General features: G+C 57.5%; 23 protein-coding genes. 20 read left to right on the top strand and 3 right to left on the bottom strand.

The window, feature by feature from the left end; all coding sequences use genetic code 11:
- Positions 1 to 4 precede the first annotated feature (4 nt).
- The 3 genes from recF to dnaA are packed head-to-tail and all read right to left on the bottom strand — an operon-like array spanning position 5 to position 3,789.
- Positions 5 to 1,108, bottom strand: coding sequence for a DNA replication/repair protein RecF (gene recF / locus FEE99_RS04395; protein ID WP_016772389.1), 1,104 nt, complete (start codon positions 1,106 to 1,108; stop codon positions 5 to 7).
- Positions 1,109 to 1,122: 14 nt separating this feature from the next.
- Positions 1,123 to 2,226 (bottom strand): DNA polymerase III subunit beta, encoded by a 1,104-nt coding sequence (gene dnaN, locus FEE99_RS04390; protein ID WP_016772390.1) that lies wholly within the window; start codon positions 2,224 to 2,226, stop codon positions 1,123 to 1,125.
- A gap of 39 nt (positions 2,227 to 2,265) precedes the next feature.
- Positions 2,266 to 3,789 (bottom strand): chromosomal replication initiator protein DnaA, encoded by a 1,524-nt coding sequence (gene dnaA, locus FEE99_RS04385; protein ID WP_024014947.1) that lies wholly within the window; start codon positions 3,787 to 3,789, stop codon positions 2,266 to 2,268.
- 566 nt (positions 3,790 to 4,355) lie between these two features.
- Here dnaA and rpmH point away from each other — a divergent pair.
- The 20 genes from rpmH (at position 4,356) to FEE99_RS04285 (ending at position 22,800) form a co-directional block, all read left to right on the top strand.
- Positions 4,356 to 4,490: a 50S ribosomal protein L34 gene (gene rpmH / locus FEE99_RS04380; protein WP_003213577.1), complete on the top strand. Its 135-nt coding sequence runs from the start codon at positions 4,356 to 4,358 to the stop codon at positions 4,488 to 4,490.
- A gap of 16 nt (positions 4,491 to 4,506) precedes the next feature.
- Positions 4,507 to 4,908, top strand: coding sequence for a ribonuclease P protein component (gene rnpA, locus FEE99_RS04375; RefSeq protein WP_024014946.1), 402 nt, complete (start codon positions 4,507 to 4,509; stop codon positions 4,906 to 4,908).
- Positions 4,901 to 5,146, top strand: a complete 246-nt coding sequence (gene yidD / locus FEE99_RS04370; RefSeq protein ID WP_027901580.1) for a membrane protein insertion efficiency factor YidD — start codon at positions 4,901 to 4,903, stop codon at positions 5,144 to 5,146. The genes rnpA and yidD overlap by 8 nt, the downstream gene beginning before the upstream one ends.
- Before the next feature lie 2 nt (positions 5,147 to 5,148).
- The gene (gene yidC, locus FEE99_RS04365) at positions 5,149 to 6,828 is read left to right on the top strand and encodes a membrane protein insertase YidC (protein ID WP_041476523.1); all 1,680 of its coding nucleotides are present in this window, start codon (positions 5,149 to 5,151) and stop codon (positions 6,826 to 6,828) included.
- 81 nt (positions 6,829 to 6,909) lie between these two features.
- The gene (mnmE, locus tag FEE99_RS04360; protein WP_041476524.1) at positions 6,910 to 8,277 is read left to right on the top strand and encodes a tRNA uridine-5-carboxymethylaminomethyl(34) synthesis GTPase MnmE; all 1,368 of its coding nucleotides are present in this window, start codon (positions 6,910 to 6,912) and stop codon (positions 8,275 to 8,277) included.
- A gap of 551 nt (positions 8,278 to 8,828) precedes the next feature.
- Positions 8,829 to 10,727 (top strand): tRNA uridine-5-carboxymethylaminomethyl(34) synthesis enzyme MnmG, encoded by a 1,899-nt coding sequence (mnmG, locus tag FEE99_RS04355; RefSeq protein ID WP_041476525.1) that lies wholly within the window; start codon positions 8,829 to 8,831, stop codon positions 10,725 to 10,727.
- Positions 10,724 to 11,368: a 16S rRNA (guanine(527)-N(7))-methyltransferase RsmG gene (rsmG, locus tag FEE99_RS04350; RefSeq protein WP_016772399.1), complete on the top strand. Its 645-nt coding sequence runs from the start codon at positions 10,724 to 10,726 to the stop codon at positions 11,366 to 11,368. The genes mnmG and rsmG overlap by 4 nt, the downstream gene beginning before the upstream one ends.
- An 18-nt stretch (positions 11,369 to 11,386) precedes the next feature.
- Positions 11,387 to 12,184, top strand: a complete 798-nt coding sequence (locus tag FEE99_RS04345) for a ParA family protein (protein WP_016772400.1) — start codon at positions 11,387 to 11,389, stop codon at positions 12,182 to 12,184.
- 9 nt (positions 12,185 to 12,193) lie between these two features.
- Complete coding sequence (locus tag FEE99_RS04340; protein WP_007960777.1) at positions 12,194 to 13,066, top strand: ParB/RepB/Spo0J family partition protein; 873 nt, start codon at positions 12,194 to 12,196, stop codon at positions 13,064 to 13,066.
- A 148-nt stretch (positions 13,067 to 13,214) separates the two neighbouring features.
- Positions 13,215 to 13,622, top strand: coding sequence for a F0F1 ATP synthase subunit I (locus tag FEE99_RS04335; RefSeq protein WP_016772401.1), 408 nt, complete (start codon positions 13,215 to 13,217; stop codon positions 13,620 to 13,622).
- Between the two features lie 16 nt (positions 13,623 to 13,638).
- A complete protein-coding gene (gene atpB / locus FEE99_RS04330) occupies positions 13,639 to 14,508 on the top strand; it encodes a F0F1 ATP synthase subunit A (protein ID WP_016772402.1) in 870 nt (289 codons plus the stop codon).
- Between the two features lie 133 nt (positions 14,509 to 14,641).
- Entirely contained in the window at positions 14,642 to 14,899 is a 258-nt protein-coding gene (atpE, locus tag FEE99_RS04325) for a F0F1 ATP synthase subunit C (RefSeq protein WP_003097235.1), read from the top strand.
- Between the two features lie 58 nt (positions 14,900 to 14,957).
- The gene (locus tag FEE99_RS04320; protein WP_016772403.1) at positions 14,958 to 15,428 is read left to right on the top strand and encodes a F0F1 ATP synthase subunit B; all 471 of its coding nucleotides are present in this window, start codon (positions 14,958 to 14,960) and stop codon (positions 15,426 to 15,428) included.
- A gap of 12 nt (positions 15,429 to 15,440) precedes the next feature.
- Positions 15,441 to 15,977, top strand: a complete 537-nt coding sequence (locus FEE99_RS04315; protein WP_016772404.1) for a F0F1 ATP synthase subunit delta — start codon at positions 15,441 to 15,443, stop codon at positions 15,975 to 15,977.
- Between the two features lie 21 nt (positions 15,978 to 15,998).
- Positions 15,999 to 17,543, top strand: a complete 1,545-nt coding sequence (atpA, locus tag FEE99_RS04310) for a F0F1 ATP synthase subunit alpha (protein WP_041476526.1) — start codon at positions 15,999 to 16,001, stop codon at positions 17,541 to 17,543.
- 50 nt (positions 17,544 to 17,593) lie between these two features.
- Positions 17,594 to 18,454: a F0F1 ATP synthase subunit gamma gene (atpG, locus tag FEE99_RS04305; protein ID WP_008084419.1), complete on the top strand. Its 861-nt coding sequence runs from the start codon at positions 17,594 to 17,596 to the stop codon at positions 18,452 to 18,454.
- A gap of 27 nt (positions 18,455 to 18,481) precedes the next feature.
- Positions 18,482 to 19,861: a F0F1 ATP synthase subunit beta gene (gene atpD / locus FEE99_RS04300; RefSeq protein ID WP_016772406.1), complete on the top strand. Its 1,380-nt coding sequence runs from the start codon at positions 18,482 to 18,484 to the stop codon at positions 19,859 to 19,861.
- A 45-nt stretch (positions 19,862 to 19,906) separates the two neighbouring features.
- Positions 19,907 to 20,332, top strand: coding sequence for a F0F1 ATP synthase subunit epsilon (locus tag FEE99_RS04295; RefSeq protein WP_016772407.1), 426 nt, complete (start codon positions 19,907 to 19,909; stop codon positions 20,330 to 20,332).
- Positions 20,333 to 20,448: 116 nt separating this feature from the next.
- The gene (gene glmU / locus FEE99_RS04290; RefSeq protein WP_041476527.1) at positions 20,449 to 21,816 is read left to right on the top strand and encodes a bifunctional UDP-N-acetylglucosamine diphosphorylase/glucosamine-1-phosphate N-acetyltransferase GlmU; all 1,368 of its coding nucleotides are present in this window, start codon (positions 20,449 to 20,451) and stop codon (positions 21,814 to 21,816) included.
- Between the two features lie 207 nt (positions 21,817 to 22,023).
- Positions 22,024 to 22,800 (top strand): DeoR/GlpR family DNA-binding transcription regulator, encoded by a 777-nt coding sequence (locus FEE99_RS04285; RefSeq protein ID WP_041476528.1) that lies wholly within the window; start codon positions 22,024 to 22,026, stop codon positions 22,798 to 22,800.
- The last annotated feature ends 1 nt before the right edge of the window (position 22,801 follow it).

Raw genomic sequence — 22,801 nt, 5'->3', positions numbered from 1 at the left:
GCCTTCACTCCCGATGGTCGTGGGTCTGGGTGATACGGCCCTGTTCCACGTGGAACAAAGCGACTGGCGTTTCCGTCTGCCAGCCTTCCCTCAGTAATTCGTGATCTACACAGGTGATAAACACCTGGCAGCGTAAGTCTTCCAGCAAGCGGCATAGCGCGCGACGGTGGCTCTCGTCCAGCTCGGACGGCAAGTCATCCACCAGATAAATACACTGTCCGCGACGGGCCTGGCTGACCAGGTGCCCTTGGGCAATCCGCAGTGCACACACCACCAACTTCTGCTGACCCCGGGACAAAATGTCCGCGGCATTGTGTGCGCCCAATCTTAGACGCAAATCAGCTCGTTGCGGTCCGGCCTGGGTGTGCCCCATCTGCTGGTCCCGTTGCACGGAACCGGCGAGTACGGCGCTCAATTCGCGGTCCTTGTCCCAGCCTCGGTAATAGCTGAGCGTCAAACCCTCGAGCTCAACCAGTTCGCTCAAGGTCTGTTCGAAGACCGGTTTCAAGGCTGTGATGTAAGCGCGGCGGTATTCATCAATTTCAGCGCTGGCCTGGCACAGTTCCCTGTCCCAAACCGCTTGCGAAACGGCGTCAAGTGTACCATGCCGCAGCCAGGAGTTTCTCTGGCGCAGCGCCTTCTGCAAACGCTGCCAGGTGGCCATGAAACGTGGTTCGACGTGGAACACGCCCCAGTCGAGAAACTGCCGGCGAATCTTCGGCGCGCCTTCCAGCAGACGGAAGCTGTCCGGGTTGATCAACTGCAGTGGCAGGATCTCCGCCAGCTGCGCAGCGCTACGGGCGTTCTGGCCGTCGATGCGAATCTGGAACTCGCCCTGACGGTCGCGGGAAATCCCCAGCGCACTGTGTCCGCCTTCAGCCAGTTCTACCTGACCAAAAACGGTACAGGCGAGCTGTTCGTACTGAATGACAGGCAACAGCCGCGTGCTGCGAAACGAACGAGCAAGCCCCAGCAGATGAATGGCTTCCAGAACACTGGTTTTGCCGCTGCCGTTGGCGCCGTAAAGAATGTTGATGCGGGGGGAGGGGGAGAAGGTCACCGGGTGCAGATTGCGCACCGCGGTGACCGAAACACGACTTAACGACATTCAGGATCAGCTGATTACAGACGCATCGGCATGACAACGTAAGCCGAATCGTCATTGTCGGACTCTTGCACCAGCGCACTGCTGTTGGAGTCGGACAGGATCAGGCGAACCTGCTCGGTGGTCATCACGCCCAGCACGTCGAGCAGGTAGCTGACGTTGAAGCCGATCTCCAGCGAGCCGCCGTTGTATTCAACGCCCACTTCTTCTTCCGCTTCTTCCTGCTCCGGGTTGTTGGCCTGGATCTTCAACTGACCGCTGGCCAGTTGCAGACGGATACCGCGGTACTTCTCGTTGGACAGAATCGCGGTACGGCTGAACGCTTCACGCAACGCCTGACGATCGCCGAGTACCAGCTTGTCACCACCTTTCGGCAGGACGCGCTCGTAATCCGGGAATTTACCGTCGACCAGTTTCGAGGTGAAAGTGAACTCGCCAGTGGTGGCGCGGATGTGGTGCTGGCCGAGGACGATGCTGACATTGCCATCCGGCTCGGTGAGCAGACGCGCCAGTTCGAGGATACCTTTGCGCGGCACGATCACCTGATGGCGATCCGGCTGACCGATATCGGCCTGCATCGAGCACATTGCCAGACGGTGTCCGTCGGTGGCCACGGCGCGGATCACACCAGCGGAAACTTCCAGCAGCATGCCGTTGAGGTAATAACGCACGTCCTGCTGGGCCATGGCGAAGCTGGTGCGTTCGATCAGACGACGCAGTTTGCTTTGCTCCAGGCTGCAGGTCAGCGAGCCCGGGCCTTCTTCGACGGTCGGGAAATCGTTGGCCGGCAGGGTCGACAGGGTGAAGCGGCTACGACCGGCCTTTACCACCAGCTTCTGCTCGTCGACCTTGATGTCGATCAGCGCATCGTTGGGCAGGCTTTTGCAGATATCCATCAGCTTGCGCGCCGGCACGGTGATGGAACCGGTTTCGGCCGGCTCTTCGAGTTGCACACGACCGACCAGCTCGACTTCCAGGTCGGTACCGGTCAGCGACAGTTGCTGGCCTTCGACGACCAACAGCACGTTGGACAGTACCGGCAAGGTCTGTCGGCGCTCGACGACGCCTGCGACCAGTTGCAGGGGTTTCAACAGGGCTTCGCGTTGAATGGTGAAATGCATGGTCTAGTCCCTTGCCTTAATAAGCTGCGCTGGTGTTCATCAAGTGGTCAGTGTACGCAGCAGGTTCTTGTAGTCCTCGCGGATGTCCGCGTCGGATTCCTTAAGTTCGTTGATCTTGCGGCAGGCGTGCAGCACGGTGGTGTGGTCGCGGCCGCCAAACACATCGCCGATTTCCGGCAGGCTGTGGTTGGTCAGTTCCTTGGACAACGCCATGGCCACCTGACGCGGACGAGCCACCGAGCGCGAACGGCGCTTGGACAGCAGGTCGGAAATCTTGATCTTGTAATACTCGGCGACGGTGCGCTGAATGTTATCCACAGAGACCAGTTTGTCCTGCAACGCCAGCAAGTCTTTCAGGGATTCGCGAATCAGCTCGATGGTGATGTCGCGGCCCATGAAGTGCGAGTGAGCGATCACACGTTTCAGCGCGCCTTCCAGCTCACGAACGTTCGAGCGGATGCGCTGGGCGATGAAGAACGCGGCGTCATGGGGCAACTCGACTTTGGCCTGATCGGCCTTCTTCATCAGGATCGCCACGCGGGTTTCCAGCTCAGGCGGCTCGACCGCAACGGTCAGGCCCCAGCCGAAGCGGGATTTGAGGCGTTCTTCAAGGCCCTCGATTTCTTTCGGGTAGCGGTCACTGGTGAGAATGACCTGCTGACCACCTTCAAGCAGCGCGTTGAAGGTGTGGAAAAACTCTTCCTGGGAACGCTCCTTGCGGGCGAAGAACTGAATATCGTCGATCAGCAAGGCGTCCACCGAACGGTAGAAACGCTTGAATTCGTTGATGGCGTTCAGTTGCAGCGCTTTGACCATGTCGGCCACGAAACGCTCGGAATGCAGGTACACGACCTTGGCATTCGGATTCTTCTTTAATAGATGGTTGCCCACTGCGTGCATCAAGTGGGTTTTACCCAGGCCGACGCCACCATAAAGGAACAGCGGGTTATAGCCGTGCTTGGGATTGTCCGCCACCTGCCAGGCCGCCGCACGGGCGAGCTGGTTGGATTTACCTTCAACAAAATTCTCGAAGGTGAACGTGCGGTTCAGGTAACTGGTGTGCTTGAGCGCACCTTCTACCTGCACGGTGCGCTGCTCCGCGCGAACCGGGGCCTGCTGCGAAGCAGCACCCGCCATCGGGTCGAAGCTGTCGCGGGAAGGCTCTTCGCTGACTTCAGCGGCCTTCTGTGTGGAACGCTTGGCTGGAGCAGGGGCTGGCGTCGGTGCCGGATTGCTCGCTGGCACATTATTGGCCTGCGCCTGAGCAACCTGCGCGGCCGCCAGCGGCGCATTGGGTGCGGCACGAGGTGCCGAGCTGCGTTTGCTGCCTATTAACAAGGACAGCGCCGGCGTCGAGCCATTGCCATGCTCATCCAGCAATTCAAGGACGCGGCCCAGGTACTTTTCGTTGACCCAGTCCAGCACGAAACGATTCGGTGCGTAGACGCGCAACTCGTCGCCTTCGGCTTCGACCTGTAGTGGACGGATCCAGGTGTTGAATTGTTGGGCAGGCAGCTCTTCGCGCAAAAGCTCCACGCACTGCTGCCAAAGTTCCACTGACACGGATATCCCCTAAGTTGAAAGCCGGTGAGGCAAAAACAAGCGGCCATTGTAGCGGCGAGCGGTTCACTTATCCACATGCAGGTAGGTCCATCGCCATCATTTATCAATGCGTTAACGCATTAAAAGGCGACCAACGGCACATGAATAAGCCCTGTGGATAAACGCCTCTGAGGGCACTGGACAACTGGGGGTTAAACCCGGTGGATAACCAGCCTGTGGATAACAAGCCCTTTCACACACAGCTTTTCCGATAGCGCAGCACAGGCTGAACACGGTTTTCCACTGTAGTTGTCATTCTCTGTACACCCCGAAGAATACGGCCCCATGGCAGTTATCCACAGAAGATGGCGTGTCTAGCTTTTACAAGCTTTACAGAAAAGCTTTAAATAATTCCCTTCTTTATTTCTATATCTGGCTGACAGGCTTTCGAGCTCAAACCCGGCCCTGATCTATTTATAAGGAAACGCTGGTTGGAAATTGACCTGAAGGCTTGCTTTCTCTAGAATCCCCGGTCTCTTAAAACGGGGGCCATTCCGGCCCGTTGTGGACGAACCAGGTAACACGACATGAAACGTACTTTCCAACCAAGCACTATCAAACGCGCTCGTACCCACGGTTTCCGTGCTCGCATGGCTACCAAGAACGGCCGTGCAGTCCTGTCGCGTCGTCGCGCCAAAGGTCGTGCGCGTCTGGCAGTTTGATAATCCGGTACTGGAGGTGAGTCAGGACTTCAGTCGGGAAAAGCGTCTGCTTACCCCCCGGCATTTCAAGGCAGTCTTTGACTCCCCTACCGGCAAGGTTCCGGGGAAAAATCTCCTGCTCCTTGCACGCAACAACGATCTTGATCACCCCCGTCTCGGGCTGGTTATCGGGAAAAAGAGCGTAAAGCTCTCCGTTGAGCGCAATCGCCTCAAACGTCTGATGCGCGAATCGTTCCGTCTGCACCAGGATTCACTGGTCGGCTGGGACATCGTTATCGTCGCGCGCAAAGGTTTGGGTGATGTAGAAAACCCCGAATTGATTCAGCATTTCGGCAAACTCTGGAAGCGTCTGGCACGCAACAAGCCCGTTCCGGCAGTCAAAACCGAAACTGTAGGGGTAGACAGTACCGATGCGTAAACTGGCCCTCGTTCCGATCCAGTTTTATCGCTATGCCATTAGTCCTTTAATGGCCAGCCACTGTCGCTTCTACCCCAGTTGTTCCTGCTACGCGTATGAAGCCATTGAAAATCATGGCCTTCTGCGCGGTGGCTGGCTGACCTTTCGTCGTTTAGGTCGCTGTCATCCGTGGAATCCCGGTGGTTATGACCCGGTTCCACCTGTCCCTACCTCCCGTTCTTCTTCGATGGCCGAGTAATCATGGATATCAAACGCACGATCCTGATCGTCGCCCTGGCAATCGTGTCCTACGTCATGGTTCTTAAATGGAACCAGGATTATGGCCAGGCTGCCCTGCCGACTCAGAATGTTGCTTCCAGTACGACTACATCCGGTTTGCCGGACACCGCCACTGGCACAAATGCTGCCAGTGACGATATTCCGCGCGCCGCCAGCGATACCAGCGCACCTGCCGAAACGCCGGTCGCCGCCAGCAAGGATCTGATTCAGGTCAAGACCGATGTGCTCGATCTGGCGATCGATCCACAGGGTGGCGACGTTGCGCAACTGACTCTGCCTTTGTACCCACGTCGTCAGGATCGTCCTGACGTTCCGTTCCAGCTGTTCGATAACGGCGGCGAACGTGTATATCTGGCGCAAAGCGGTCTGATCGGTACCAACGGCCCGGATGCAAACCCGGCCGGTCGTCCGGTTTATTCCTCGGAGAAGAAGGTTTACCAACTGGCTGACGGTCAGGATCAACTCGTCGTTGACCTGAAATTCAGCAAGGACGGCGTCAACTACATCAAGCGTTTCACCATGAAACGTGGCCTGTACGACGTCGCTGTCTCCTACATTGTGGATAACCAGAGCGCTCAGCCCTGGAACGGCGCAATGTTTGCCCAGTTGAAGCGCGACGCCAGCGCTGATCCTTCGTCGACCACGGCTACTGGCACCGCGACTTACCTGGGCGCCGCCCTGTGGACAAGTTCCGAGCCGTACAAGAAAGTGTCGATGAAGGACATGGACAAGGCGCAGCTCAAGGAAACCGTCACCGGTGGTTGGGTAGCCTGGCTGCAGCACTACTTCGTGACCGCGTGGATTCCGGCCAAGGGCGAAAACAATATCGTCCAGACCCGTAAAGACAGCAAAGGCAACTACATCATCGGTTACACCGGTCCGACTCTGACCGCTGCTCCAGGTGCAAAAGTTGAAACCAGCGCTGTGCTGTACGCAGGTCCGAAAAGCCAGGCTGTGTTGAAAGAGTTGTCCCCAGGTCTGGAACTGACCGTCGACTACGGCATTCTGTGGTTCATTGCCCAGCCGATCTTCTGGCTGCTGCAACATATCCACGCCATTGTCGGTAACTGGGGCTGGTCGATCATCTTCCTGACCATGCTGATCAAAGGGATCTTCTTCCCGCTGTCGGCCGCCAGCTACAAATCGATGGCGCGCATGCGTGCCGTGGCTCCGAAACTGGCTGCGCTGAAAGAGCAACATGGCGATGACCGGCAGAAAATGTCGCAGGCCATGATGGAGCTGTACAAGAAAGAGAAGATCAATCCACTGGGCGGCTGCTTGCCGATCCTCGTGCAGATGCCGGTCTTCCTGTCGCTGTACTGGGTTCTGCTGGAAAGCGTGGAAATGCGCCAGGCGCCGTTCATGCTGTGGATCACTGACCTGTCGATCAAGGATCCGTTCTTCATTCTGCCGATCATCATGGGCGCAACCATGTTCATCCAGCAGCAGCTGAACCCGACGCCTCCGGATCCGATGCAGGCGAAGGTCATGAAAATGATGCCAATCATCTTCACCTTCTTCTTCCTGTGGTTCCCGGCGGGCCTGGTGCTGTACTGGGTTGTGAACAACTGCCTGTCGATTGCACAACAGTGGTACATCACGCGTAAGATCGAAGCGGCGACGAAAAAAGCCGAGGCGTAACTTGCACTGTGGATAACACCACTCAAAGCGCCCCCTAGTGGGGCGTTTTGCTATCTGCCACTTTTGTCTGGATGCCGCTTTATGAGCACACCCCGTGAAACCATCGCCGCTGTCGCCACCGCTCAAGGGCGCGGCGGTGTGGGCATCGTCCGTATTTCCGGGCCGTTGGCCAGCGTTGCGGCAATAGCCATCAGCGGCCGAGAACTGAAACCACGTTACGCCCATTACGGACCGTTTTTCAGTGACGACCAGCAGGTGCTGGACGAAGGTCTGGCTTTGTATTTCCCGGGGCCGAACTCGTTCACCGGCGAAGACGTCTTGGAATTGCAGGGCCATGGCGGCCCGATCGTTCTGGACATGTTGCTCAAGCGTTGTCTGGAACTGGGCTGCCGTCTGGCCCGTCCAGGTGAATTCAGCGAGCGCGCCTTCCTCAATGACAAACTCGATCTGGCCCAGGCCGAAGCAATAGCCGATTTGATCGAAGCCAGTTCTGCACAGGCTGCGCGCAATGCGCTGCGTTCATTGCAGGGTGCGTTTTCCCAGCGTGTGCATAACTTGACCGAGCAGCTGATCGGTTTGCGTATCTACGTCGAAGCCGCCATCGACTTCCCGGAAGAGGAAATCGACTTTCTCGCCGACGGTCATGTATTGGGCATGCTCGATAAGGTACGCGATGAGTTATCCACAGTGCTGCGCGAAGCGGGGCAGGGCGCATTGTTGCGTGATGGTATGACAGTCGTCATCGCTGGGCGGCCGAATGCCGGTAAATCCAGCCTGTTGAATGCATTGGCCGGTCGCGAAGCCGCCATCGTCACCGAAATTGCCGGTACTACGCGGGATATTTTGCGCGAACATATCCACATCGACGGGATGCCGTTGCATGTGGTCGATACTGCAGGGCTGCGTGACACCGATGATCATGTGGAAAAGATCGGTGTGGAACGGGCGTTGAAAGCCATCGGTGAAGCGGATCGGGTTTTGCTGGTGGTCGATGCGACCGCACCAGAAGCACTGGATCCTTTTGCCTTGTGGCCAGAATTCCTTGAGTCTCGACCGGATCCGGCGAAAGTCACCCTGATCCGGAACAAAGCCGATCTGACCGGTGAAGCGATTGCTCTGGAAACCAGTGACGACGGCCACGTGACCATCAGTCTCAGTGCCAAGTCTGCCGAAGGCCTCGATCTGCTGCGTGATCATCTAAAGGCGTGCATGGGTTACGAGCAGACCTCGGAAAGCAGCTTCAGCGCACGTCGCCGGCATCTGGAGGCACTGCGCCACGCCAGCGCGGCATTGGAACATGGCCGCGCGCAACTGACCCTGGCGGGCGCTGGGGAGTTGCTCGCTGAGGATTTGCGCCAGGCTCAACATTCCCTGGGTGAAATTACCGGGGCGTTCAGTTCTGATGATTTGCTCGGAAGGATTTTCTCCAGCTTCTGCATCGGCAAATAACCCTCCTGCTATTCACAGACAGGTCCGTTCGCGACCTGTCTGCTTCCCTCTTTTCTAAAATCCTCCAAGAGTGCCGGGCAGATTTTTTCTCCCTGAGCGGTTTTCGGCTGCCCGGTACCTCTTCCTCCATCAAATTTCTGTGGATTAAGCCCTGTGAATAACTGCCACTGAGGGCAGTTGATAACAGGGCCTCAAAACTGGAGATAACCCACGCTGTGGATAACCCCCCCTTTCATCCACAGGCTTACACCGGTTATCCAAGGGCCTCATTGCCACATGAGCACAGGGTTTTTAATCTCTGTACACATTGTAAAACATGGCCTGTAGAGATCTATCCACAGAAATGGTGCTCAGTAAGAATAAACATAAAAACAAAGGTTTTATAAATTTCTCTCTTTTTTATTCTTTTAACCTAGAGTTCTCCACAGCTGGTTAAATTTTGTGCAAAGGGTTCTTTAGAAAGGGCGAAGTCCCTATACTTGCCGACCAGGTCCAGAAACCTGGTTTCAATATTTCCTGAATGACCTACTTAAGCAGGCACGAGGTGCGTGGTGGATTTCCCTTCCCGTTTTGAAGTGATCGTCATCGGCGGCGGTCATGCCGGTACCGAGGCAGCACTGGCGTCAGCACGCATGGGGGCAAAAACCCTGTTGCTGACGCATAACGTGGAAACCCTCGGCGCCATGAGTTGCAACCCGGCCATCGGTGGCATCGGCAAAAGCCATCTGGTCAAGGAAATCGATGCCCTCGGCGGCGCGATGGCCATGGCTACCGATAAGGGCGGCATCCAGTTTCGCGTGTTGAACAGCCGCAAAGGCCCGGCCGTACGGGCGACCCGTGCGCAAGCGGACCGGATTCTCTATAAGGCCGCTGTCCGCGAAATCCTGGAAAACCAGCCAAACCTGTGGATATTTCAACAGGCTGCTGACGACCTGATTGTCGAGCAGGAGCAAGTCCGCGGTGTCGTCACACAGATGGGTCTGCGTTTCTTCGCCGATTCCGTGGTGTTGACCACCGGTACATTCCTCGGTGGACTTATCCACATTGGTTTGCAGAATTTCTCTGGCGGTCGCGCCGGTGATCCACCGTCGATTGCTCTGGCCCTCCGTCTGCGTGAGTTGCCATTGCGTGTCGGGCGCCTGAAAACCGGTACACCGCCGCGTATTGATGGCAAATCTGTGGATTTCTCGGTGATGACCGAGCAGGCGGGTGACACTCCGATCCCGGTGATGTCGTTCATGGGCAGCAAGGAGCAGCATCCGCGCCAGGTCAGTTGCTGGATTACCCATACCAATGCGCGTACCCACGAAATCATCGCGGCAAACCTTGATCGTTCGCCCATGTATTCCGCTGCCGGGGAGATCGAAGGCGTCGGCCCGCGTTATTGCCCGTCGATCGAAGACAAGATTCATCGCTTTGCCGACAAGGAAAGCCATCAGGTGTTCATCGAACCGGAAGGTCTGACCACCCATGAGCTGTACCCGAACGGGATATCCACAAGCCTGCCGTTCGACGTGCAATTGCAGATCGTGCAGTCGATCCGCGGTATGGAAAACGCGCACATCGTGCGTCCGGGTTATGCGATTGAGTACGACTACTTCGATCCCCGCGATCTGAAGTACAGCCTGGAAACCAAAGTCATCGGCGGTCTGTTTTTCGCCGGGCAGATCAACGGCACCACCGGTTACGAAGAAGCTGGCGCTCAAGGTCTGCTCGCCGGCGCCAACGCCGCGCTGCGGGCGAAGGGCAAAGAGGCCTGGTGTCCGCGCCGCGATGAAGCGTACATCGGCGTTCTGGTCGACGACCTGATCACCCTCGGTACCCAAGAGCCGTATCGCATGTTCACGTCCCGCGCCGAATACCGCCTGATTCTGCGCGAAGACAACGCCGACCTGCGTCTGACCGAAAAAGGTCGCGAACTCGGTCTGGTCGATGACGCGCGCTGGGCGGCCTTCTGCAAGAAACGCGAAAGCATCGAGCTTGAAGAACAGCGCCTGAAAAGCACTTGGGTGCGGCCGAACACCCCGCAGGGCGATGCGATTGCCGAAAAATTCGGCACACCGCTGACTCACGAATACAACCTGCTCAACCTGTTGAGCCGTCCGGAAATCGACTACGCCGGTCTGGTCGAAGTGACCGGGCAGGGCGCCGAAGATCCACAGGTCGCCGAGCAGGTCGAGATCAAGACCAAATACGCCGGTTACATCGACCGCCAACAAGACGAAATCGCCCGTCTGCGTGCCAGCGAAGACACTAAATTGCCTGTGGATATCGATTACACCAACATCTCCGGTCTGTCCAAGGAGATCCAGAGCAAGCTCGGCGCCACACGTCCTGAAACGCTGGGCCAGGCTTCGCGGATCCCGGGCGTGACCCCGGCAGCGATTTCGCTGTTGATGATTCATTTGAAAAAACGCGGCGCGGGCCGTCAGTTGGAGCAAAGCGCTTGAGTGCCAAGGTCACTTCGCAGCACGCCGAAGAGTTATCCACAGGAGCCCGCGAGCTCGGTGTCAATCTCACAGAAACCCAGCACGAATTGCTGCTGGGTTATCTGGCCCTGTTGATCAAATGGAACCAGGCCTACAACCTGACCGCCGTGCGCGATCCGGACGAAATGGTTTCGCGGCACTTGCTCGATAGTCTCAGCGTGATGTCGTTCATCGAAAACGGTCGCTGGCTCGATGTCGGCAGTGGCGGTGGCATGCCTGGTATCCCGCTGGCGATCCTGTACCCGGACTCGCAAGTGACCTGTCTGGACAGCAACGGCAAGAAAACCCGCTTTCTGACTCAGGTCAAACTGGAGCTGAAGCTGGATAACCTGCAAGTTATCCACAGTCGCGTCGAAGCGTTCCAGCCTGCGCAACCATTCAACGGGATCATTTCCCGGGCCTTCAGCAGCATGGAAAACTTCACCAACTGGACTCGCCACTTGGGCGATGCCGATACACGCTGGCTGGCAATGAAGGGCGTTCATCCGGCCGATGAGCTGGTAGCATTGCCGGCAGATTTCAAACTCGATAGCGAACACGCCCTGGCCGTCCCCGGTTGCCAAGGCCAACGCCATCTGCTGATACTGCGCCGCACGGCATGATTGGGAACACAAGCAAGAATGGCTAAGGTATTCGCGATAGCGAACCAGAAGGGTGGTGTGGGCAAGACCACCACCTGCATCAACCTCGCAGCATCCCTGGTCGCGACCAAGCGCCGGGTGCTGTTGATCGATCTCGATCCACAGGGCAACGCCACCATGGGTAGCGGTGTGGATAAACATGGTCTGGAAAACTCGGTCTACGATCTGCTGATCGGTGAATGCGATCTGGGTCAGGCCATGCACTTCTCCGAGCACGGCGGTTATCAATTGCTGCCGGCCAACCGCGATCTGACCGCGGCCGAAGTGGTGCTGCTGGAAATGCAGATGAAGGAAAGCCGTCTGCGCAGCGCGCTGGCGCCGATCCGTGACAACTACGATTACATTTTGATCGACTGCCCACCGTCGCTGTCGATGCTCACACTCAACGCACTGGTCGCCGCTGACGGGGTGATTATCCCCATGCAGTGCGAATACTTTGCGCTGGAAGGTTTGAGCGACCTTGTGGATAACATCAAGCGTATCGCCGAGCTGCTCAACCCGAACCTGAAAGTCGAAGGCCTGCTGCGGACCATGTACGACCCGCGCCTGAGCCTGATGAACGACGTTTCGGCGCAGCTCAAGGAACACTTCGGCGATCAGCTGTACGACACGGTGATCCCGCGCAACATTCGCCTGGCCGAAGCACCGAGCTACGGCATGCCGGCGCTGGCTTACGACAAGCAATCGCGTGGTGCCCTGGCCTATCTGGCTCTGGCAGGCGAGATGGTTCGTCGTCAGCGCAAAAATTCACGCATTGCTGCTGCTCAGCCAACTTAAGGAATCCCCATGGCCGTCAAGAAACGAGGTCTCGGACGTGGACTGGATGCACTGCTGAGTGGTCCGACGGTCAGCGCGCTGGAAGAACAAGCCGCGCAGGCTGACACCCGCGAACTGCAACACCTGCCGCTGGACCTGCTGCAGCGTGGCAAATATCAGCCGCGCCGTGACATGGACCCGCAGGCCCTGGAAGAGCTGGCGCAGTCGATCAAGGCCCAAGGCGTGATGCAGCCGATCGTGGTACGCCCGATTGGCGGCGGCCGGTTTGAGATCATTGCCGGTGAACGCCGCTGGCGCGCCAGTCAGCAGGCCGGGCAGGAAACCATCCCGGCGATGGTCCGCGATGTGCCGGATGAAACCGCCATTGCGATTGCGCTGATCGAGAACATCCAGCGTGAAGACCTCAACCCGATCGAAGAAGCCGTCGCCTTGCAGCGCTTGCAGCAGGAATTCCAGCTGACTCAGCAGCAGGTTGCCGAGGCTGTGGGTAAGTCGCGTGTGACTGTGGCTAACCTGTTGCGACTTATTGCACTGCCCGAAGTGATCAAGACCATGTTGTCGCACGGTGACCTGGAAATGGGTCACGCGCGTGCCTTGCTCGGTCTGCCGGACAATCAGCAGGTCGAAGGGGCGCGACATGTTGTCGCACGAGGGCTGACCGTGCGCCAAACCGAGGCACTGGTTCGCCAGTGGTTGAGTGGCAAACCGGAGCCTGTGGAAGCTGCAAAACCCGACCCGGACATCGCTCGCCTTGAGCAGCGTTTGGCCGAGCGCCTAGGCTCTGCGGTGCAGATTCGCCATGGCAAGAAGGGCAAAGGCCAATTGGTGATTGGTTATAACTCGCTCGACGAGCTTCAAGGTGTGCTCGCACACATCCGCTGAAACATTTCCTCATGTAGCGCGCAGTCGGAAATCACTACCTGACAGTTGAATAGGGGCAGAACCGCCCCTATACTCTGCGCGCATTTTGTCGGCACAAATTATGCCAAGTTATTGAATTTCGGCAGCCGACCATTGGAGAGCAACTGTGATGGAAACCCGCACGCCAAACCGCTTGCCTTTCCATCGCCTGGCGGTTTTTCCGGTGTTGATGGCTCAATTTGTCATTCTGCTCATTGCCGCTTTGGCGCTCTGGCAATGGCATGGAGTCGTTGCCGGATACTCGGGACTTTGCGGAGGCCTGATAGCCTTGCTGCCCAATGTTTATTTCGCTCACAGGGCATTCCGGTTTTCCGGCGCCCGAGCAGCCCAGTCCATCGTCCGGTCTTTTTATGCCGGCGAGGCAGGCAAACTTATTTTGACGGCAGTGCTGTTTGCACTGGTGTTCGCAGGTGTGAAGCCACTGGCGCCGATCGCAGTATTCGGCGTGTTCGTGCTGACGCAGTCGGTCAGCTGGTTCGCTCCCCTGCTGATGAGAACAAGACTTTCGAGACCTTAGGGCGTTTGAGGCAACCATGGCAGAGACAACCGCTTCGGGCTATATCCAGCACCACTTGCAGAACCTGACTTTCGGTCAGCTACCCAACGGCGGCTGGGGCTTTGCCCACACCGCAGCAGAGGCCAAGGAAATGGGCTTCTGGGCTTTCCACGTCGACACCCTCGGCTGGTCGGTCGCGCTGGGTCTGATCTTCGTTCTTCTTTTCCGCATGGCGGCGAAGAAAGCGACTTCGGGTCAGCCGGGTGCCTTGCAGAACTTCGTTGAAGTATTGGTCGAATTCGTCGATGGCAGCGTGAAAGACAGCTTCCATGGCCGTAGCCCGGTGATTGCACCGCTGGCACTGACCATCTTCGTCTGGGTGTTCCTGATGAACGCCGTTGACCTGGTACCGGTCGACTGGATTCCTCAGCTGGCCATCCTGATCTCCGGCGATGCACACATCCCGTTCCGCGCCGTGTCGACTACCGACCCGAACGCGACTCTGGGCATGGCGTTCTCGGTGTTCGCACTGATCATTTTCTACAGCATCAAGGTCAAGGGCATCGGCGGCTTCATCGGCGAACTGACCCTGCACCCGTTCGGCAGCAAGAACATCTTCGTTCAGGCCCTGCTGATCCCGGTGAACTTCCTGCTGGAATTCGTCACCCTGATCGCCAAGCCGATCTCTCTGGCTCTGCGTCTGTTCGGCAACATGTATGCCGGCGAGCTGGTGTTCATTCTGATCGCTGTGATGTTCGGCAGCGGCCTGCTCTGGCTCAGCGGCCTGGGCGTTGTTCTGCAGTGGGCGTGGGCTGTATTCCACATCCTGATCATCACCCTGCAGGCGTTCATCTTCATGATGCTGACCATCGTCTACCTGTCGATGGCGCACGAAGAAAACCATTAAGACCAGTCTCGACTAGTCTGATGTTCCTCCCGGTCAAACGGGAGGGAGCTCCTTGCGGGGCAGCTGAAACGATTTGTTTTACCGCTTTAATCTAAAAAACCTAAACCATACGACGTAAAAGTCGGGAGGAAAGATGGAAACTGTAGTTGGTCTAACCGCTATCGCTGTTGCACTGTTGATCGGCCTGGGCGCACTGGGTACCGCAATTGGTTTCGGCCTGCTGGGCGGCAAGTTCCTGGAAGGCGCAGCGCGTCAGCCAGAAATGGTTCCAATGCTGCAAGTAAAAATGTTCATCGTTGCCGGTCTGCTCGACGCCGTAACCATGATCGGTGTTGGTATCGCTCTGTTCTTCACCTTTGCGAACCCGTTCGTTGGTCAGATCGCTGGCTGATTACTCGGATCTTCCGAGTAATTTGGTGTGATGGACAACGTAACTGCGAGGTGTTGGCGTGAACATTAATGCGACCCTGATTGGCCAGTCCGTTGCGTTCCTGATTTTTGTACTGTTCTGCATGAAGTATGTATGGCCTCCGGTCATCGCTGCTCTGCACGAACGTCAAAAGAAGATCGCTGATGGTCTGGACGCTGCCAGCCGTGCAGCTCGCGACCTGGAGTTGGCCCAAGAGAAAGCGGGTCAGCAACTGCGCGAAGCGAAAGCTCAGGCAGCTGAAATCATCGAGCAAGCCAAGAAACGCGGTAACCAGATCGTCGAAGAGGCTGTTGAAAAAGCCCGTATCGACGCTGACCGTGTGAAGGTTCAGGCTCAAGCCGAGATCGAACAGGAACTGAACAGCGTCAAAGACAAGCTGCGTGCCCAAGTGGGCTTGCTGGCTGTTGGCGGCGCCGAGAAGATCCTGGGTGCCACAATCGATCAAAACGCGCACGCAGAGCTGGTTAACCAACTGGCTGCTGAAATCTAAGCGAGGGCGATCATGGCAGAACTGACCACGTTGGCCCGACCTTACGCTAAGGCGGCCTTCGAGCACGCTCAGGCCCACCAGCAACTGGCCAATTGGTCAGCCATGCTCGGCCTGGCAGCAGCGGTGTCGCAAGACGACACCCTGCAGCGCGTGCTCAAGGCCCCGCGACTGACGAGCGCAGAAAAGGCCGCCACGTTCATTGACGTGTGCGGCGACAAGTTTGATGAAAAGGCACGCAATTTCATCAACGTCGTTGCCGAGAACGACCGTCTCCTGCTTCTGCCGGAGATCGCCGCTCTGTTCGACCTGTACAAGGCCGAACAAGAGAAATCGGTAGACGTTGAAGTGACCAGTGCATTTGCATTGAACCAAGAACAGCAAGACAAACTCGCCAAGGTTCTCAGTGCACGACTCAACCGGGAAGTGCGCCTGCAAGTTGCGGAGGACGCTGCCTTGATTGGTGGTGTCGTGATCCGCGCCGGCGACCTGGTTATCGATGGCTCGATTCGCGGCAAAATCGCGAAACTTGCCGAAGCATTGAAATCTTGAGTTTGAAGGGGCAGCAGAGCAATGCAGCAACTCAATCCTTCCGAAATAAGTGAAATTATCAAGGGCCGCATCGACAAGCTCGATGTGACCTCCCAAGCCCGTAACGAAGGCACTGTCGTCAGCGTATCTGACGGCATCGTGCGGATTCACGGTCTGGCCGACGTCATGTACGGCGAGATGATCGAGTTTCCGGGCGGCGTCTACGGTATGGCCCTCAACCTGGAGCAGGACTCCGTAGGTGCCGTGGTATTGGGCTCCTACCAGTCGCTGGCTGAAGGCATGAGCGCCAAGTGCACCGGCCGCATCCTCGAAGTTCCTGTTGGTAAGGAATTGCTGGGCCGCGTAGTCGATGCTCTGGGTAACCCTGTTGACGGCAAAGGTCCACTGGGCAACACCGAGACCGACGCGGTCGAGAAAGTTGCTCCAGGCGTGATCTGGCGTAAGTCGGTAGACCAGCCTGTACAGACTGGCTACAAGGCTGTCGATGCCATGATCCCTGTCGGCCGTGGTCAGCGTGAGCTGATCATCGGTGACCGTCAGATCGGTAAAACCGCTCTGGCGATCGACGCGATCATCAACCAGAAAGACAGCGGCATTTTCTGCGTCTACGTAGCCATCGGTCAGAAGCAATCGACCATCGCCAACGTGGTTCGCAAGCTGGAAGAAAACGGCGCCCTGGCCAACACGATCATCGTGGCTGCCAGTGCTTCGGAATCTCCTGCGCTGCAATTCCTGGCACCGTACTCCGGTTGCACCATGGGTGAATTCTTCCGCGACCGCGGTGAAGACGCGCTGATCGTTTATGACGATCTGTCCAAGCAGGCAGTGGCTTACCGCCAGATCTCCCTGCTGCTGCGCCGTCCACCAGGCCGTGAAGCTTACCCAGGCGACGTGTTCTATCTCCACTCCCGTCTGCTGGAGCGCGCATCCCGCGTTTCGGAAGAATACGTAGAGAAGTTCACCAACGGCGCAGTGACCGGCAAAACTGGTTCCCTGACCGCACTGCCGATCATCGAAACCCAAGCTGGCGACGTTTCCGCGTTCGTTCCGACCAACGTGATTTCCATCACCGACGGTCAGATCTTCCTGGAATCGGCCATGTTCAACTCGGGCATCCGCCCTGCAGTGAACGCCGGTGTTTCGGTATCCCGTGTGGGTGGTGCCGCTCAGACCAAGATCATCAAGAAGCTGTCCGGTGGTATCCGTACCGCTCTGGCTCAGTACCGTGAACTGGCGGCATTCGCCCAGTTCGCTTCTGACCTGGACGAAGCGACCCGCAAGCAACTTGAGCATGGTCAGCGCGTTACCGAGCTGATGAAGCAGAAGCAATACGCACCAATGTCGATCGCTGACATGGCGCTGTCGCTGTATGCCGCTGAGCGTGGGTTCCTGACTGACGTTGAAATCGCCAAGATCGGCAGCTTCGAACAAGCGCTGATTGCTTTCTTCAACCGCGATCACGCCGATTTGATGGCGAAGATCAACGTTAAAGGTGACTTCAATGACGAAATCGACGCTGGCATGAAAGCCGGTATCGAGAAGTTCAAGGCCACCCAAACCTGGTAAGCCGCAGCGGGAGCCGCGAGGCTCCCGCTTGCTAACCTGATAGGTGTTACATGGCAGGCGCAAAAGAGATTCGCAGTAAGATTGCGAGCATCAAAAGCACGCAAAAGATTACCAGCGCCATGGAAAAAGTGGCGGTCAGCAAAATGCGCAAGGCACAAATGCGCATGGCTGCTAGCCGTCCTTATGCGGAACGTATCCGCCAGGTAATTGGGCATCTGGCCAACGCCAACCCGGAATACCGCCACCCGTTCATGATCGACCGCGCCATCAAGCGTGTCGGTTATGTCGTTGTGAGCAGTGACCGTGGTTTGTGCGGCGGCTTGAACACCAACCTGTTCAAGGCCCTGGTCAAGGACATGGCGGTAAACCGCGAAAACGGCGTCGAGATTGATCTGTGTGTCGTTGGTAGCAAGGGTGCGGCCTTTTTCCGCAACTTCGGCGGTAACGTCGTTGCAGCTATCAGCCACCTGGGTGAAGAGCCGTCGATCAATGATCTGATCGGCAGCGTCAAGGTGATGCTGGATGCCTACCTGGACGGCCGTATTGACCGCCTGTCCGTGGTATCCAACAAGTTCATCAACACCATGACGCAGCAGCCTACCGTGGAGCAGTTGATTCCACTGGTGGCCACCCCGGATCAGGATCTCAAGCACCACTGGGACTATCTCTACGAACCGGATGCCAAAGAGCTGCTTGACGGCTTGATGGTCCGTTACGTCGAGTCGCAGGTCTACCAGGCGGTGGTCGAGAACAACGCGGCTGAACAGGCTGCGCGGATGATCGCGATGAAGAACGCTACCGACAACGCCGGTGATTTGATCAGCGATTTGCAGCTGATCTACAACAAGGCGCGTCAGGCTGCGATCACCCAAGAGATCTCGGAAATCGTCGGCGGCGCTGCCGCGGTTTAACGGTTCAAATATTCAGAGGATCCAGCTATGAGTAGCGGACGTATCGTTCAAATCATCGGCGCCGTTATCGACGTGGAATTTCCACGCGACAGCGTACCGAGCATCTACAACGCGCTGACTGTACAAAGCGCGGCCGCAACCACCCTGGAAGTTCAGCAGCAGCTGGGCGACGGCGTGGTGCGTACCATTGCGATGGGTTCCACCGAGGGCTTGAAGCGCGGTCTGGAAGTCACCGACTCTGGCGCAGCCATCTCCGTACCGGTCGGTAAAGCGACCCTGGGCCGGATCATGGACGTCCTCGGTAACCCGATCGACGAAGCTGGCCCGATCGACACCGAAGAGCGCTGGGGCATTCACCGCGCAGCACCTTCGTTCGCCGAGCAAGCAGGCGGCAACGACCTGCTGGAAACCGGCATCAAGGTTATCGACCTGGTCTGCCCGTTCGCCAAGGGCGGTAAAGTCGGTCTGTTCGGTGGTGCCGGTGTAGGCAAAACCGTAAACATGATGGAACTGATCCGTAACATCGCCATCGAGCACAGCGGTTATTCCGTGTTCGCAGGTGTGGGTGAGCGTACTCGTGAGGGTAACGACTTCTACCACGAGATGAAGGACTCCAACGTTCTGGACAAAGTGGCACTGGTTTACGGTCAGATGAACGAGCCGCCGGGAAACCGTCTGCGCGTAGCACTGACCGGCCTGACCATGGCCGAGAAGTTCCGTGACGAAGGTAACGACGTTCTGCTGTTCGTCGACAACATCTATCGTTACACCCTGGCCGGTACCGAAGTATCCGCACTGCTGGGCCGTATGCCTTCGGCAGTAGGTTACCAGCCGACCCTGGCTGAAGAGATGGGCGTTTTGCAAGAACGTATCACTTCGACCAAGGAAGGTTCGATCACCTCGATCCAAGCGGTATACGTACCTGCGGACGACTTGACCGACCCGTCGCCAGCGACCACCTTCGCCCACTTGGACGCCACCGTCGTTCTGTCCCGTGACATCGCTTCCCTGGGTATCTACCCAGCGGTAGATCCACTGGATTCGACTTCGCGCCAGCTGGACCCGAACGTGATCGGCCAGGACCACTACGACACCGCTCGCGGCGTTCAGTATGTTCTGCAGCGTTACAAAGAGCTGAAAGACATCATCGCGATCCTGGGTATGGACGAGCTGTCGGAAGCCGACAAACAGTTGGTTAACCGTGCTCGTAAGATCCAGCGCTTCTTGTCGCAGCCGTTCTTCGTGGCTGAAGTCTTCACCGGTGCTTCGGGTAAATACGTTTCCCTGAAAGACACCATTGCTGGCTTCAAAGGCATCCTCAACGGTGACTACGACCACCTGCCAGAACAAGCGTTCTACATGGTTGGCGGCATCGAAGAAGCGATCGAGAAAGCCAAGAAACTGTAATCCCGGCGCCCGGCAACGGGCGCTAATTTAGGTTGAGGCAATCAGATGGCTATGACAGTCCATTGCGATATCGTCAGCGCGGAAGGGGAAATCTTTTCCGGCCTGGTCGAGATGGTGATTGCGCACGGTGCACTGGGTGATCTTGGTATCGCTCTGGGTCACGCGCCGCTGATCACTAATCTCAAGCCGGGTCCGATCCGCCTGATCAAGCAAGGCGGGGAAGCCGAGGTGTTCTACATCTCCGGTGGTTTCCTCGAGGTTCAGCCGAACATGGTCAAGGTACTTGCCGATACCGTGCAACGTGCCGCCGACCTGGATGAAGCTCAGGCTCAGGCAGCTCTCAAGGCTGCCGAGAATGCCCTGAACGAAAAAGGCGCGGACTTCGATTACGGCGCCGCTGCCACTCGTCTGGCCGAGGCTGCAGCCCAGCTGCGCACCGTCCAGCAGATCCGCAAGAAGTTTGGCGGTTAATCCGTCATCCGCTTGTTGTGCGATTGATAAAAAAGGGTAGCCTCGGCTACCCTTTTTTCTTTTCCGAATTTCAAACCCGGTCGCAGTTGCTGACCACCCAGGATTGGTAGCCAGTCATGTCTCTCGAAATCGTTATCCTCGCGGCCGGTCAAGGCACTCGCATGCGCTCGGCGCTGCCCAAAGTGCTGCACCCGATTGCCGGCAACTCCATGCTCGGCCATGTTATCCACAGCGCCCGGCAACTTGATCCACAGCGCATCCACGTAGTGATCGGGCACGGTGCCGATGTGGTGCGTGAGCGTCTGGCAGCTGATGACCTGAATTTCGTGTTGCAGGACAAGCAACTGGGCACTGGCCATGCCACCGCCCAAGCGGTGCCGTTCATTGATGCCGACACCGTGCTGATTCTTTACGGTGATGTGCCGCTGATCGAAGTCGAAACCCTGCAACGGCTGCTCAAGCATGTCGTGCCGGGGCAGATGGGTTTGCTCACTGTCGAGCTGGATGACCCGACCGGTTATGGCCGCATCGTGCGCGATGCCGACGGCAAGGTCGCGGCAATCGTCGAGCACAAAGACGCCAGCGAAGCGCAACGTGCGATCACCGAAGGTAACACCGGCATCCTCGCTGTGCCGGCCGATCGCCTGGCGGACTGGATGAGTCGCCTGTCGAACAACAACGCGCAGGGCGAGTACTACCTCACCGACGTGATCGAAATGGCGGTCAGCGATGGTCTGGTGGTTGCCACCGAACAGCCCCATGATCCGATGGAAGTGCAGGGCGCCAACGATCGCAAGCAGCTCTCTGAACTGGAGCGTCATTACCAGTTGCGCGCCGGCCGCCGCCTGATGGCTGAGGGCGTGACCCTGCGTGACCCGGCCCGCTTCGACGTACGCGGCGAAGTCAGCGTCGGTCGCGATGTGCTGATCGACATAAACGTGATCCTCGAAGGCAAGGTCATCATCGAAGACGACGTACAGATCGGCCCGAACTGCGTGATCAAGGACAGCACCCTGCGCAAAGGCGTGGTAATCAAGGCCAACAGTCATATAGAAGGCGCCATTCTCGGTGAAGGCAGTGACGCTGGTCCCTTCGCGCGGTTACGCCCGGGCACTGTGCTCGAAGCGCGCGCCCATGTGGGTAACTTCGTTGAGCTGAAAAATGCACACATGGGCGAAGGTGCCAAGGCTGGCCACCTGACCTATCTGGGCGATGCAGAAATCGGCGCACGCACCAACATCGGCGCCGGCACCATCACCTGCAACTACGATGGCGCGAACAAGTGGAAAACCGTGTTGGGCGCTGACGTTTTCATCGGCTCCAACAACTCGCTGGTCGCGCCTGTGGATATCTCCAATGGTGCAACTACTGCGGCCGGATCGACTATCACGCAAAATGTGGATAACGCTCAGTTGGCGGTAGGCCGAGCCCGCCAGAAGAACATCGACGGCTGGAAGCGGCCGGAAAAAATCAAAAAATCCTGATTTATCCACAATCCCCTGTAGGAGCGAGCCTGCTCGCGAATGCGGTCTCTCAGTCACGTCTTGAGTGGCTAGGACTCCCCTTTCGCGAGCGGGCTCGCTCCCACAGTCATTTCAATTTTTCTGAATTTTTCTCACCGCGTCTTGACGGCAACCTTTCGATAGAGTTTCATTGCTTGCGTTATCTTTCGAATCGAAACTTAGGCCGCCATGTCCAAGCGCAATACTCCTCAACGTCGCCATAACATCCTCGCCTTGCTCAATGAGCAGGGCGAAGTCAGTGTCGACGAGCTGGCCAAGCGTTTCGAAACTTCCGAAGTTACGATTCGCAAGGATCTCGCCGCGCTGGAAACCCATGGTCTATTGCTGCGTCGTTACGGCGGTGCGATCACCATGCCGCAAGAGCTGGTCGCAGAAACGGCGCAGAGTATTTCCAAGTACAAACAGGCGATCGCTCGCGCGGCGGTCAAACGCATCCGCGAGCACGCGCGCATCATCATCGACAGCGGCAGCACCACCGCCGCGATGATTCCCGAGCTGGGCCAGCAACCGGGTCTGGTGGTGATGACCAACTCGCTGCATGTTGCCAACGCCTTGAGCGAACTGGAACACGAGCCGGTGCTGCTGATGACCGGCGGCACTTGGGATCCGCACTCGGAATCCTTTCAGGGCCAGGTCGCCGAGCAGGTACTACGCTCTTACGACTTCGACCAACTGTTCATCGGCGCCGACGGTATCGATCTGGTGCGCGGCACCACCACCTTCAATGAACTGCTCGGCCTCAGCCGGGTGATGGCCGACGTTGCGCGAGAAGTCATCGTCATGGTCGAGGCCGACAAGATCGGTCGCAAGATTCCCAACCTGGAGCTGCCCTGGAGCAGCATCCATACCCTCATTACCGATGATCGCCTGCCCGTCGAGGCACGCGATCAGCTTCAGGCCCGTGGGATCACTTTGATCTGTGCGGCTGTCAGTCAGGAGAAATAAC

The organism is Pseudomonas sp. ef1 (assembly GCF_007293365.2).
Lineage (GTDB): Bacteria > Pseudomonadota > Gammaproteobacteria > Pseudomonadales > Pseudomonadaceae > Aquipseudomonas > Aquipseudomonas siliginis.
Note: the sequence above shows the minus strand (reverse complement) of the source record. Positions and strands in the feature narration are given on the sequence as shown.